Below are 11,640 nucleotides of genomic sequence, written 5' to 3'. Positions count from 1 at the left end.
CGCACCCTGGTGTCGGCGCACATCTCGATCACCGTGAGACCGCAGCCCCGCCCGAGTCGGGTACCCGACACGTGCGGCAGCGAGACGGCAGCACCTCGGCCGACGACCTCATGCATGGCCGATCACGAGTTCGGGGCCCGTCTGGAGGCGTTGCGGTCGGCTGTGTCGAAAGTCGTCGACATACCTACCCTGCTGCAGCGGCATGGCAACATCCATCCATGAGTCTCAGCCGTCTCGGTCTGCTCCTGTCGCCCGTTGGGCCCTGGAGTGCGCAGGCGCCTGGGTACCGGTGGGCGGAGGAGGTGGGGTACGACGTCGTGTACACGGCGGATCATCTCACCCATCCGACGTTCCCGGGGTCGTGGTTGGGCGAGGCCTTCACCACGCTCACGGCGGCCGCTGCGGTCACCGATCGGATCATGTTGGGGACGCTGGTCGCCTCGTCGGCGTTCCGTTCCCCGGTGTCGTTGGCTCGGGTGGCCATGACGGTGCAAGACATCAGTGCCGGTCGACTCGTCCTCGGTGTCGGCATGGGGGCGCCGTTCTGTGTCGAGGCCGATCGTGGCGTCAGCGATTCCGTCGGTGAGTCCTCGACCCGGTTCGCCGATGTGGTTCGGGGATACCTGGAGGTCCTCGACGGTGCCACCGACTGGCAGGGTGACGCGACGGCCTTCGGTGGGCTCCAGACGACGGCGCGGCCCGACGGCGTCGAACGGCCCGAGCTGGTCCTCGCCGGTCACGGTCCACGATCGCTCGCGCTGGCAGCGGCCCATGCCGACACCTGGAACACGTATGGCGGGCCCGGGACCGCCGACCTCGACGGCGACGACTTCTGGCAACTCCTCGGCCGTCAGGTCGAAGGCTTCGGCGAGGCGTGTGACCGGCAGGGCCGCGACCCGGCGAGCGTTCGGCGCTCGGTGTTGCTCGGCTTCGGTCGGGTGCACCCGACGGCAAGTGTGGGCAGCTTCCTCGACGCCGCCGAGCGTGCGACCGAGCTGGGGTTCGACGACCTGATCGTGTACGGATCGCCGTGGGCCGACGGTGAGCCACGCGATCTCGATGTCCACGAACAGGCGCTCGCGCAGTTGCGCTGAGTTTGCCGGCTTCGCTCGCCGCGCCTCGGTGTCGAGGGGACGGTGGTCAGCCGCGGTGGAGCCAGGTGAGGAGGTCGGGTGGCGCCGAGCGCGATGCCCGGGCGAGGTATGCGGCGAGCGTGTCGGGATCGAGGATGTCGCTGCCGGCCCCGGATCGGCCGGAACGGAAGAAGCGGCTCTTGTCCGTGAGCACGGCTGCAGGGTCGGGCACGAGCATGTCGCCGTTCGCTTGCATCGACCCGAACGTCGCTGCTTCTGCGAGTTCGTCGACTCGCTCGTCGGTGACATCGATCTCGAGCAGGCCGGCGATCCGCTTCATCTCATCGCTGAGGTCGTGCAGCAGGTCGGCGTAGTGCACGAGCACGACGTTGGGTTCGCCTCGTCGACTCCACGCATCGGTGAGGTGGTGGAACATCCCGCCGAACGAGTCGAGGTCCTCCTGTGCGGTTTCTTCCGATTCGATCCATTCGGCGAGCCATTCATCGAGCGGCGGCAGAGGTCTGGGTTGGGCGAGGTCCGGTTTTCCGATGAGCTCGGCGAGGCGCTCGCGATTGATGTTGAGGATCTGGTGATACAGCGACGCGATGGCGTCGAGCGGGTGCCGGGCGACGACGATGTACGTGACTCGATCGTCGTGCGGCAGCCCGTCGAGCGGTGTGTGCGTCTTGATGAACCGGCGGTGCGTCTGCGCCCCGAGGTCCTCGAAGAGCTCGTCTTTCGGGAGGACGAGCCAGTCGAGCCACGGGGACAGCTCCGGAAGCGGCCGCGGGAGATCCGGCGAGTCGAAGATCAGCAGCGCACAGATCATCTGAACCCAGGTGGTACCGGACTTGGAACGGGTGCTGATGATGATGTCGTCATCCCGGAGTTCGAAGTCGAGCCAGCGAGCGCTGTCGCCATCGTCCAGGTACCGAGTCGGCGTCGTCACACCGACACCATAGGCGTCGGGGTTCGCACCGTCCGCGGGTTCCGGGAGCGCGGCTCGCCGGTGCCGGTTGGGCGACCAGTTCTCGAGCCCGACCTCCCAGGTGGTGATCCGCCCGGACGGCTCGGTCGTCGTGTTGTCCACCCACGAGCAGATCTTGGGAGACGACGTCCAGGTGTACCTCGGCGGCCGGTTCCCTGTGACACCCTCATGCGCATGATGGGGGCATGAATCGGGACGGGGTGATCACTGCGATCAAGGCAATCGACGGCGATGTCACCGCGGCCGACTCGGCCCGATGCGCCGATCTGCTCCGAGACGTCCGCCTCGCACGCGGCTGGCTCGACGCCGCCGAGGCCCGCATCACCTCGCGCATGACCGTGCTCCACGATTCCGCCGGCGCCGCTCCGGCGGCCGACCTGCACACCCGCTGCGGCGGCGTGTCGGCAGCGGAGGGCAAACGCAAGGAACGCCGCTCGAAGACGCTCGACGAGGCACCCTCATTCGGCGATGCGCTCGCCGACGGCGCGATCGGTGCCGAGCACGTCGACGCACTCGCCAATGCCACCGCCCGGCTCGACGACGAGGTCAAGGCATCACTCCTCGGCGAGACCTCCGATCTGCTCGGCGCAGCGGCGTCGATGTCGCCGGAGCGCTTCGGTCGGCACGTCCGTGACCGCGCCAGGCGGATCGAGCGTGACAACGGCGTCGAGCGCAACACGCGTCAACGTCGTGAGACGTACCTCTCCCGCAAGCTGAACGGAGCGACGGGCATGGTCGAGGGGCGGTTCGCCTTCCACCCCGAGTTGGCGAACCAGGTCTTCGGTGCCGTCGACCGACAGGTGGCAGCGATGATCGCCGAGGGCGAACGCAACGGCGATCCGGCATTCGTCGATCGGGCTGTCGATCGCAATCGGGTCGCCGCCGAAGCGCTCGGCTGTCTCGTGGCCGGTGGACATCAGGCGGTGCGCCCGCTCGAGGCCGACATCACGGTGATCGTCGACGAACGCACCGTGACGACCGGCGAATTGAACGACCACTCGGCCTGCGAGACCGGCGACGGGCTCGAGTTGCCACCCGCCTCGATCCTGCGCCTGCTCTGCAGCGGCCGGGTCACACCGATCATCGTCGACACCGACGGCAACGCGCTCGACGCCGGCGACACGGTTCGCTTCGCCAATCGCAAGCAGCGCCGGGCCCTGAGGGCGATGTACCGGACCTGCGCCTTCCACGGCTGCGACGTCGTGTTCGACCGCTGCGAGATCCACCACATCACGCCATGGGAGCACGGCGGCCCGACCGATCTGCTCAACCTGATCCCCATCTGTTCCCGGCACCACCACGTGGTGCACGAGGTGGGGTGGTCGCTCGTGCTCGAACCCGACCGAACGCTGATCATCCACCAACCCGATGGCACGGTGTTCGGCCGAACCCGACCCGACCTCGCCGAACACACCCGGGCCCGAGCACACACGCGAAGAACCGCTGCGTGATGCGCGCCGCCGACGAATCAATCGATCCTCGCCGAACGCCCACCCTGCGCCGGGGTGATGACGGGTATCGTCGCTGCGTGCTCCGGATGTCGAAACTGTTCCTCAAGACGCTGCGTGACGATCCCTCCGACGCCGAGGTGCCATCGCACCGGCTCCTCGTTCGTGCGGGCTACATCCGTCGGGCAGCACCCGGCGGGTTCACGTGGTTGCCGCTCGGCTGGATCGTGTTCCGCAACGTCGAGCGCATCGTCCGTGAAGAGATGGACGCGGCCGGGTTCCAGGAGGTCCACTTCCCCGCGCTGCTCCCCAAGGAACCGTACGAGGCCACCAACCGGTACGAGGACTACGGCGACAACCTGTTCCGCCTCCAAGACCGCCACGGCAACGACTTCCTGCTCGCCCCGACGCACGAAGAGATGTTCACGCTCGTCGTGAAGGATCTGATCGCGTCGTACAAGGACCTGCCGCTGTCGATCTACCAGATCCAGACCAAGTACCGCGACGAGGCCCGGCCCCGCGCCGGCCTGCTGCGCGGCCGCGAGTTCGTGATGAAAGACTCGTACAGCTTCGACATCGACGACGAGTCGTTCACGAACTCGTACCAGGCCCACCGCGACGCCTACATCAAGACCTTCGAGCGACTCGGGCTGCCGATCGTGATCGTTTCCGCGATGTCAGGGGCGATGGGTGGCTCGGCGTCCGAAGAGTTCCTCGCTCCGGCCGAGGTCGGCGAAGACTCGTACGTGCGATGCACCGCCTGCGACTACGCCGCCAACGTCGAAGCCGTCCGGGTGCCCGTGCCCGACACCGTGCCGTTCGACGACGCCCGCCCGGCCACGGTCGTCGACACCCCGAACACCCCGACCATCCAGACGCTCGTCGACCACCTCAACGCACACGCGGAGTTCGCGCGGCCAGAAGGTGCGTGGACCGCCGCCGACACGATGAAGAACGTCATCGTGAAACTCCGCCACCCCGACGGCACCACCGAACCGGTGGCGATCGGCGTCCCCGGCGACCGCGAGGTCGACCTCAAGCGTCTCGGCGCCCAGGTCGAGCCGGCCGAGATCGAAGCGTTCGACGAAGCCGACTTCGCCAAGAACGCCGCCCTGGTCAAGGGCTACATCGGCCCGGGAGCTCTCGGTAGCGACAGCGCGTCGGGCATTCGGCTCCTCGTCGACCCTCGAATCGTCGACGGCACCCGTTGGGTGACCGGCGCCAACGAGCCCGGCAAACACGTGATCGACCTGACGTATGGACGCGACTTCACCGCGGACGGCGTCATCGAGGCGGCCGAGGTGCAGGCAGGCGATGTCTGCCCCAACTGTGGCGGCGACGTCGAGATCGCTCGCGGCATCGAGATGGGCCACATCTTCCAGCTCGGTCGCAAGTACTCAGAGGCGCTCGGCCTGCAGGTGCAGGACGAAGCCGGCAAGCGGGTCACGCCCACCATGGGTTCGTACGGGATCGGTGTGTCACGCGCGGTCGCCGCGCTGGCCGAGGCCAACCACGACGACATCGGCCTGATCTGGCCGCGCGAGGTCTCCCCCGCCGACGTCCATCTCGTGATCGCCGGCAAGGAGGGCGGCCCGCAACGGCCCGCCGCCGAAGAGCTCGCCACGGCGATGGAAGCCGCCGGCCTCCGGGTGCTGTTCGACGACCGTGAAGGGGTCTCGCCCGGCGTGCGGTTCAAGGACGCCGAGCTGATCGGCGTCCCCACGATCGTCGTCGTCGGCCGCGGAATCACCGACGGCCTCGTCGAAGTCAAGGACCGTCGCTCCGGCGAACGGTCCGACGTGCCGGTCGGCGACGTCGTCGCCCAGCTCACGTCGGACGACTGACCGCTCCGCTCCCCGGCGGTGACCGACCGGGTCGCCGAACGCCCGACGGCACACGCAGCCGGGCGATCGGTCGATAGATTCCCGCCACCGGAATCGTCCGGAGTCGAAAGGTTCATCGTGTTCACCGCTCTAGCTGCCCTGTTCATCGGGGCAGGTGTTCTCGCCGTCGCTGCCGATCAGTTCGTGATCGGGGCGGCACGTGTCGCCCTGATCAAGCAGGTACCGGCCCTCGTCGTCGGCATCGTCGTCGTCGGATTCGGAACGAGCGCTCCCGAACTCCTCGTCTCCGTTCTCGCCGTGGTGGGCGACGAACCCGAAGTGGCGATCGGCAACATCGTCGGCTCGAACATCGCCAACCTGTCACTCCTGCTCGGTGTCGGCGCACTCCTCGTGCCCCTCGCCGTCGATTCCAGAACGGTCCGACGCGAGGCGATGCTGGTCGTGGCGGCGACCGTCGGGTTCGGTCTCGCCGTGCAGGGTGGCGGCATCGGACGGATCGCAGGCGTCGGGCTGCTGGCGGCGATGGTGGCAGTACTCGTGGTGGTCATCCGGACCAGCACTGACGACCCGCTGGGAACGGACGTGATCGAGTTCTCGGACACGACGGAACACCGCCTGGCCCGCGAGACCGGTCGGCTCGTGATCGGGCTCGCAGGGACGCTCGGGGCCGCCCAGCTGCTGCTCTGGGGAGCGATCGACCTGGCCGACCGTGCCGGACTGTCGGGTGGCTTCGTCGGCGCAACGCTCGTCGCAGTCGGCACATCGCTGCCGGAGCTCGTGACGGTCGTCCAGTCGGCGCGCCGTTCGGAGACCGACCTGATCGTCGGCAATCTCCTCGGCTCGAACCTGTTCAACGCCCTGGTCGCCGGAGGCGTCGTCGGGCTGATCGGTGGTCCGCGGATCGACAACCAATCGCTCACGGCGGTCGCGGTGATCGCATCGATCGCTGTCGCGTGTCTCGCCGCGCTCGCGATGCGCAGCAGCTACGTCGTCAGCCGCCGGGAGGGAATCATCCTCGTCGCTGCATATGCCGTGGTCGTCCCGCTCCTGATGTGACGCAGCACCACACCTGTCAGCTCGTCGTCCGCGCTTGCCGCCGGCCGACGCTCAGCGTCGCTTGAGCCGTCCGACGCCTGTAGCCCCGACCGAGGCGGCGAACATCCCCACCGCCGCGATGGCGGCGATGTGGCGAAGCATCTGCGATGCGTTCATCCGGCGCCCGTTCCAGTGCAGGATGGCTTCGCTGCTGCGATAGCTCAGGATCGAGCCGGCCGAGCCGATCGAGAGCAGCGAGCCCGCCGACCCCAGCGACAGGACCGATCCTGCCGACCCGATCGAGAGCAGGGAACCTGCGGACGCCACCGACGCGATGGAACCTGCCGACCCCACCGACATGATCGACCCCACGGCAGCCGCCGAGTCGATCGACCCGACGGACACGTACGATCCGATCGACAGCACCGACATCTGCGCAGCCTGTCAGCCGTGGACGAGGTAGCGCCACCCGGCGTCCTCGTCCATCACGAGTCGGCGACGTGGCCCCTGCACCATCGGGTCGCCGATGCCATATCCGGCATCGCCCTCCCACAGGCAGATCCGGGCCCCGTCGGGGGCGACGACGATCTCGGTGGCGAAGTGGGCCGGCTCGACGGCGGCGAGCACCGAGACCACGTCGCCGTACCGGACGAGCTGTTCGAGTGTCACGAACGTCGGTGGTGCGACCAACGCGTCGCCGCTCGCCTGCATCCGGAGCGCGTTGGCGGGGGCGATCCATCGGTGGTCGAGCACCTCGCCCTCCTCGACCGTGATGTGCTCGTCACCATGCGACGCGTCGGCCGGGGCCACGAAGAACCAGGTCGAGAATCGACGGCGCGTATCGTCCGGCGGCAGCCAGTGACTCCAGTAGACGAGCGACGAGGGATCGACGACCAACCCGAGCTCCTCGTGCGCTTCACGCACCGCCGCCTGCCGAGCGGCCGGAAGCGGGTCGGGGGCGGTGTCGGCCGGCACGTCGTGCGCCTCGATCACCCCGCCCGGGAACGCCCACAAGCCACCGAACGCCGTGTCGATGCCCCGATGGATCATCAGGACCTCGAGTTCCTCGGCCGGCCCGTCACGCAGGAGGACCACGGTGGCGGCCGGTTCGGCCGCACGCTCCGGATCGGGGTGGTCGATGATGTCGATGACCATCCGACCAGTGTGGCCGGTCACACGCCGCTCGTCGCGGACGCGGCCGGTTCAGCCGACGCTGACGACGACGCAGTCGATCGACTCGCCGGCCATGATCCCCGGACCGGAGATCGAACCGCTGGCCGGCGTGGCGGACGTGCCGGCTTCGACGACGCCGTTCCACGACAGGCTCGATGCCGTCACCGACGTGGCGTCGACGGTGGTCGAGGCGTTGCGCACGCTGATCGCCCGCTTCGCCGAGGTCGCGATCGCGACGGTCCAGTTGGTGATCCTGGCCGACGAATCGTTGGCGATCGTGAGGGTGGCGTTCGCGCCGGTCGGCCAGGGCGTGCCGGTGACCGTGAACGAACACGTCACCTTGCCGGTGTCGACCTGCGTCGGCACGACGGTGCAACCGAGTTCCTGACCTTTCGTCAGTCCGGCTCCCGACACCGACCCGCCCGTCGGCTGGGCGGTCTGGCCCGGAGCGACGACCGCGTTCCAACCGGCATCGCTCGCCGTGAAGTATGTGCCGTCGACACCCGCATCCGATGCTCCCCACAGGTTGATCGTGCGCCCTCCGTGGGCGATACGGACCGTCCAGGTGGTGATCTTGGCGTCGCCGCCGTTGCGGATGGAGAGCGCTGCATTGCCGCCGCTGCCCCAGGCGTCGTACACGACGAACGAGCAGGTCACCGCGCTCGGTGCCGGCACGGTGGTCGGCGTGACGGTGGTCGTCGGCGTGACGGTGGTCGTCGGAGCGGCCGTGGTCGTCGGAGCAGCCGTGGTCGTCGGCGCGGCCGTGGTCGTCGGCGCGGCCGTGGTCGTCGGCGCGGCCGTGGTCGTCGGCGCGGCCGTGGTCGTCGGCGCGGCCGTGGTCGGGAGGTTCGTCGGCGCGGCGGCGACCGTCGTCGGCACGGTGGAGTCCACCGGCACGAGCGTGAAGTCGTCGGCGTCGTCGGCCACGACGACGTCCCACAGAGCGGACGGGGCACGCAGCAGGCCGGTACCGACCAGCACCTCTTCGGAGGGGTAGTACCCGTGCTGCACGTGGTACGCCTCGAGCGCGGTCACGAGGGTGGTCTCATCGGCACCGCGGGCGGCCTCTGCCGCCCGGTCGGTCGTGCCGCCGACGGAGAACACGACGATGGTGGCGAGCACGCCGAGCACCACGATGACGCAGAGCAGCTCGATCAACGACAGGCCGGCGTCACGGGTGACACCCGGCGCTTCGACGTTCTGGGGGGAGACTTGGGAGGCGAACACGACTTTGCACTTTCCTGACATATTTGAGCGGAACTCGGCACATCCCGAGCGACCACGAAGCTATGCCCCGATTTGTGCAAAGTAAACGTCAAGTCCGCCGTTTCAGCGAAGCTTGTCGAGTTCTTGAATGAGCTCGCTCACCGGCCGGTACGTCAGGCCTGCGATCGCCCGATGGGCGTAGCGGATCACGCCGTCGCCGTCGATGATGAAGGTGCTGCGTCGGGGGAACCCGATCGGGCCGAGCGTGCCGTACGCGGCCGCGACCTCCTTGTCGGTGTCGGCCAGCAACGGGAACTCGTAGCCGTACTTCGCCACGAATGCGTCCTTGCTCTCCACGTCCTGTGCCGAGACGCCGAGGATCTGCGCGTCGAGCGCCTCGAACTGGTCGAGACCGTCGTTGTACGCGTTGAGCTGCTTGGTGCAGACCGGCGAATCGTCGCCCGGATAGAAGATCAGCACGACCGGCTTGCCCGCGTAGTCGGACAGTGAGACCGTCCGACCTCCGGGACCCGGCAACGTGAACTCCGGGGCGCGGTCGCCGATCCCGACACTCACGCCGACGCCGCTTCCATGACGTCGTCGCTGATGTCGAAGTTGGAGTACACGTCCTGCACGTCGTCGTTGTCCTCGATCGCGTCGAGGATCCGGAGCAGCTTCTTGGCATCCTCGACCGAGTCGACGGGCACCAGGTTGTCGCTCACCATCGGCATGTCCGCGGAGATCACCGTGTAACCGGCTCCCTCGAGCGCCTCTTTGACCTCGAACGTGTCGCTCGGGTTGCACGTCACCGTCCACGCCTCGCCAGAGCCCGAGACGTCGTCGGCACCGGCCTCGAGCGCTGCCATCATCAACTCGTCCTCGTCGACCGCTCCCTCGATGAGCACGACGCCACGGCGGGCGAACTGCCATCCGACCGCGCCCGGCTCGGCCATCGAGCCGCCGAGCTTCGACAGGATGTTGCGGATGTCGGCGCTGGTGCGGTTGCGGTTGTCGGTCAAGACGTCGATCAGCAGCGCCACTCCTCCTGGCGCGTACCCCTCGTACATGATGTCCTCGTAGGTGCCACCGTCACCTTCGCCGGTGGCGCGTTTGATCGCACGATCGATGGCGTCGTTGGTCATCGAGGCCGCCTTGGCCTTCTGCACCGCGGTGCGCAGCGTCGGGTTCATGTCGGCGTCGCCTCCACCGGCGCGCGCCGCGACCTCGATCTGGCGCGCCAACTTGGCGAACAGCTTGCCGCGCTTGGCGTCGGCGGCGCCCTTCTTGTGCTTGATGGTTGCCCATTTGGAATGGCCCGACATGTCAGATCTCCGTCTGCGATGTAGTGAGGAAGCTCGAGAGGAACTGGGCGTGCAACCTCGCGTCGTTCGCCAGCTCCGGGTGGAACGATGCCACGGTAATCGGTCCGTGGCGCAGCAGTACAGGGACACCGGCGTGCTCGGCCAAGATCTCGACGTCGACACCGACACGAGTGACCTTCGGCGCACGAATGAACACACCGTGGAATCGATCGGCGTCGATGCCGAGTCCGGGTACGTGCAGGTCGGTCTCGAAGCTGTCGAGTTGACGGCCGTAACCGTTGCGCTGCACCGAGATGTCGATCACGCCGAACGATCGTTGATCGGGGCGGCCGTCGAGGACTTCTGCGGCCAGCAGGATCATGCCGGCGCAGGTGCCGAACGCCGGCATGCCGTCGGCGAGGCGGGCGGCCAGCGGGTCGAACAGCTCGCTGGTGACGAGCAGCTTCGACATCGTGGTCGACTCACCGCCGGGCATCACCAGCGCGTCGACGCGAGCGAGATCCGCCGGCGTGCGCACCTGGAGCGTGCGGTGGCCGAGGCCGTCGAGCAGCGCCTGATGGGAGTGGAAGGCGCCCTGCAACGCCAGCACGCCGATCATGTGGACGCCGGGGCTCACCAACCGCGGTCGGCGTACCGCTGGTTGATCTCGTCCATCCCGATGCCGGTCATCGGGGCGCCGAGGCCCCGGCTGACCTTCGCGAGGATCGACGCATCGTTGAAGTGGGTCGTGGCCTCGACGATGGCAGCGGCGCGGCGCTCCGGCTCGTCGCTCTTGAAGATGCCGGAGCCGACGAACACGGCCTCGGCACCGAGCTGCATGGCGAGCGCGGCATCGGCCGGGGTGGCGAGCCCACCGGCGCAGAACAGCGGAACGGGGAGCTTGCCGGTCTCGGCGATCTCCTGCACCAGCGAGAGCGGCGCCTGGAGCTGCTTGGCCCATTCGAACAGCTCGGCCGAGTCGGCCTGGCCGACCTTCTTGATGTCGCCGATGATGCTGCGCAGGTGGCGGACGGCCTCGATCACGTTGCCGGTGCCGGCCTCACCCTTGGAGCGGATCATGCAGGCGCCCTCGGAGATACGGCGGAGCGCCTCGCCCAGGTTGGTCGCGCCGCACACGAACGGCACGGTGAACGCGAACTTGTCGATGTGGTGGGCCTCGTCGGCCGGCGACAGCACCTCGGACTCGTCGACGAAGTCGACGCCGAGCGCCTCGAGGATCTGTGCCTCGACGAAGTGGCCGATGCGGGCCTTGGCCATGACCGGGATCGACACGGCCTCCTGGATGCCCTGGATCATGTCGGGGTCGCTCATCCGCGACACGCCGCCGTCGCGACGGATGTCGGCCGGCACGCGCTCGAGCGCCATGACGGCGGTCGCCCCTGCGTCTTCGGCCACCTTGGCCTGGCCGGGGGTCACGACGTCCATGATGACGCCACCCTTCAGCATCTCCGCGAGTCCCCGCTTGACGGGGAACGACCCAGTGATGGACACCTGTTCGGACATGGGTGACATCGTATCGACCGAAAGCCGTGGGCACCCTGGTGGGTTCGC

Annotated in this window: 12 protein-coding genes; 4 read left to right on the top strand and 8 right to left on the bottom strand. The window is 68.2% G+C overall.

The window, feature by feature from the left end; translation table 11 throughout:
* The first annotated feature begins 218 nt into the window (after positions 1-218).
* On the top strand, positions 219-1,094 hold the full coding sequence (locus R8G01_00780; GenBank protein MDW3212503.1) for an LLM class flavin-dependent oxidoreductase: 876 nt from the start codon (positions 219-221) through the stop codon (positions 1,092-1,094).
* Positions 1,095-1,140: 46 nt separating this feature from the next.
* Here R8G01_00780 and R8G01_00775 read toward each other — a convergent pair whose 3' ends face one another.
* On the bottom strand, positions 1,141-2,163 hold the full coding sequence (locus R8G01_00775; GenBank protein ID MDW3212502.1) for a sulfotransferase domain-containing protein: 1,023 nt from the start codon (positions 2,161-2,163) through the stop codon (positions 1,141-1,143).
* Between the two features lie 83 nt (positions 2,164-2,246).
* Between R8G01_00775 and R8G01_00770 the strand changes: the two genes are divergently transcribed.
* The 3 genes from R8G01_00770 to R8G01_00760 all read left to right on the top strand — a co-directional run bounded on the left by R8G01_00770 (position 2,247) and on the right by R8G01_00760 (position 6,409).
* Positions 2,247-3,512, top strand: coding sequence for an HNH endonuclease (locus R8G01_00770; GenBank protein MDW3212501.1), 1,266 nt, complete (start codon positions 2,247-2,249; stop codon positions 3,510-3,512).
* An 86-nt stretch (positions 3,513-3,598) separates the two neighbouring features.
* On the top strand, positions 3,599-5,353 hold the full coding sequence (locus R8G01_00765) for a proline--tRNA ligase (GenBank protein MDW3212500.1): 1,755 nt from the start codon (positions 3,599-3,601) through the stop codon (positions 5,351-5,353).
* Positions 5,354-5,470: 117 nt separating this feature from the next.
* A complete protein-coding gene (locus tag R8G01_00760) occupies positions 5,471-6,409 on the top strand; it encodes a sodium:calcium antiporter (GenBank protein MDW3212499.1) in 939 nt (312 codons plus the stop codon).
* 51 nt (positions 6,410-6,460) lie between these two features.
* Here R8G01_00760 and R8G01_00755 read toward each other — a convergent pair whose 3' ends face one another.
* From R8G01_00755 to pdxS, 7 genes are all read right to left on the bottom strand, one after another.
* A complete protein-coding gene (locus R8G01_00755; protein MDW3212498.1) occupies positions 6,461-6,820 on the bottom strand; it encodes a hypothetical protein in 360 nt (119 codons plus the stop codon).
* Positions 6,821-6,832: 12 nt separating this feature from the next.
* The gene (locus tag R8G01_00750) at positions 6,833-7,543 is read right to left on the bottom strand and encodes an NUDIX hydrolase (protein ID MDW3212497.1); all 711 of its coding nucleotides are present in this window, start codon (positions 7,541-7,543) and stop codon (positions 6,833-6,835) included.
* Between the two features lie 48 nt (positions 7,544-7,591).
* Positions 7,592-8,788, bottom strand: coding sequence for a cellulose binding domain-containing protein (locus tag R8G01_00745; protein MDW3212496.1), 1,197 nt, complete (start codon positions 8,786-8,788; stop codon positions 7,592-7,594).
* A gap of 102 nt (positions 8,789-8,890) precedes the next feature.
* On the bottom strand, positions 8,891-9,343 hold the full coding sequence (locus R8G01_00740) for a peroxiredoxin (protein MDW3212495.1): 453 nt from the start codon (positions 9,341-9,343) through the stop codon (positions 8,891-8,893).
* Positions 9,340-10,089 (bottom strand): YebC/PmpR family DNA-binding transcriptional regulator, encoded by a 750-nt coding sequence (locus tag R8G01_00735; protein MDW3212494.1) that lies wholly within the window; start codon positions 10,087-10,089, stop codon positions 9,340-9,342. Before R8G01_00735 ends, R8G01_00740 begins: the two co-directional genes overlap by 4 nt.
* A 1-nt stretch (position 10,090) precedes the next feature.
* Positions 10,091-10,705, bottom strand: coding sequence for a pyridoxal 5'-phosphate synthase glutaminase subunit PdxT (gene pdxT, locus R8G01_00730; GenBank protein ID MDW3212493.1), 615 nt, complete (start codon positions 10,703-10,705; stop codon positions 10,091-10,093).
* Entirely contained in the window at positions 10,702-11,592 is an 891-nt protein-coding gene (gene pdxS, locus R8G01_00725; GenBank protein MDW3212492.1) for a pyridoxal 5'-phosphate synthase lyase subunit PdxS, read from the bottom strand. The genes pdxT and pdxS overlap by 4 nt, the downstream gene beginning before the upstream one ends.
* Positions 11,593-11,640: the final 48 nt, after the last annotated feature.

This window comes from Ilumatobacteraceae bacterium (assembly GCA_033344875.1).
Taxonomy (GTDB): domain Bacteria; phylum Actinomycetota; class Acidimicrobiia; order Acidimicrobiales; family Ilumatobacteraceae; genus Ilumatobacter.
The sequence above is the reverse complement of the archived record's forward strand: the minus strand, read 5'-3'. Positions and strand labels throughout refer to the sequence as shown.

Excerpts from the sequence above, each read along its gene's own strand:
- R8G01_00765 (MDW3212500.1), top strand. The coding sequence starts at position 3,599 with ATGTCGAAACTGTTCCTCAAGACGCTGCGTGACGATCCCTCCGACGCC.
- R8G01_00735 (MDW3212494.1), bottom strand. The coding sequence starts at position 10,089 with ATGTCGGGCCATTCCAAATGGGCAACCATCAAGCACAAGAAGGGCGCC.
- pdxS (MDW3212492.1), bottom strand. The coding sequence starts at position 11,592 with ATGTCCGAACAGGTGTCCATCACTGGGTCGTTCCCCGTCAAGCGGGGA.
- R8G01_00780 (MDW3212503.1), top strand. The coding sequence starts at position 219 with ATGAGTCTCAGCCGTCTCGGTCTGCTCCTGTCGCCCGTTGGGCCCTGG.
- R8G01_00750 (MDW3212497.1), bottom strand. The coding sequence starts at position 7,543 with ATGGTCATCGACATCATCGACCACCCCGATCCGGAGCGTGCGGCCGAA.
- R8G01_00770 (MDW3212501.1), top strand. The coding sequence starts at position 2,247 with ATGAATCGGGACGGGGTGATCACTGCGATCAAGGCAATCGACGGCGAT.
- R8G01_00755 (MDW3212498.1), bottom strand. The coding sequence starts at position 6,820 with ATGTCGGTGCTGTCGATCGGATCGTACGTGTCCGTCGGGTCGATCGAC.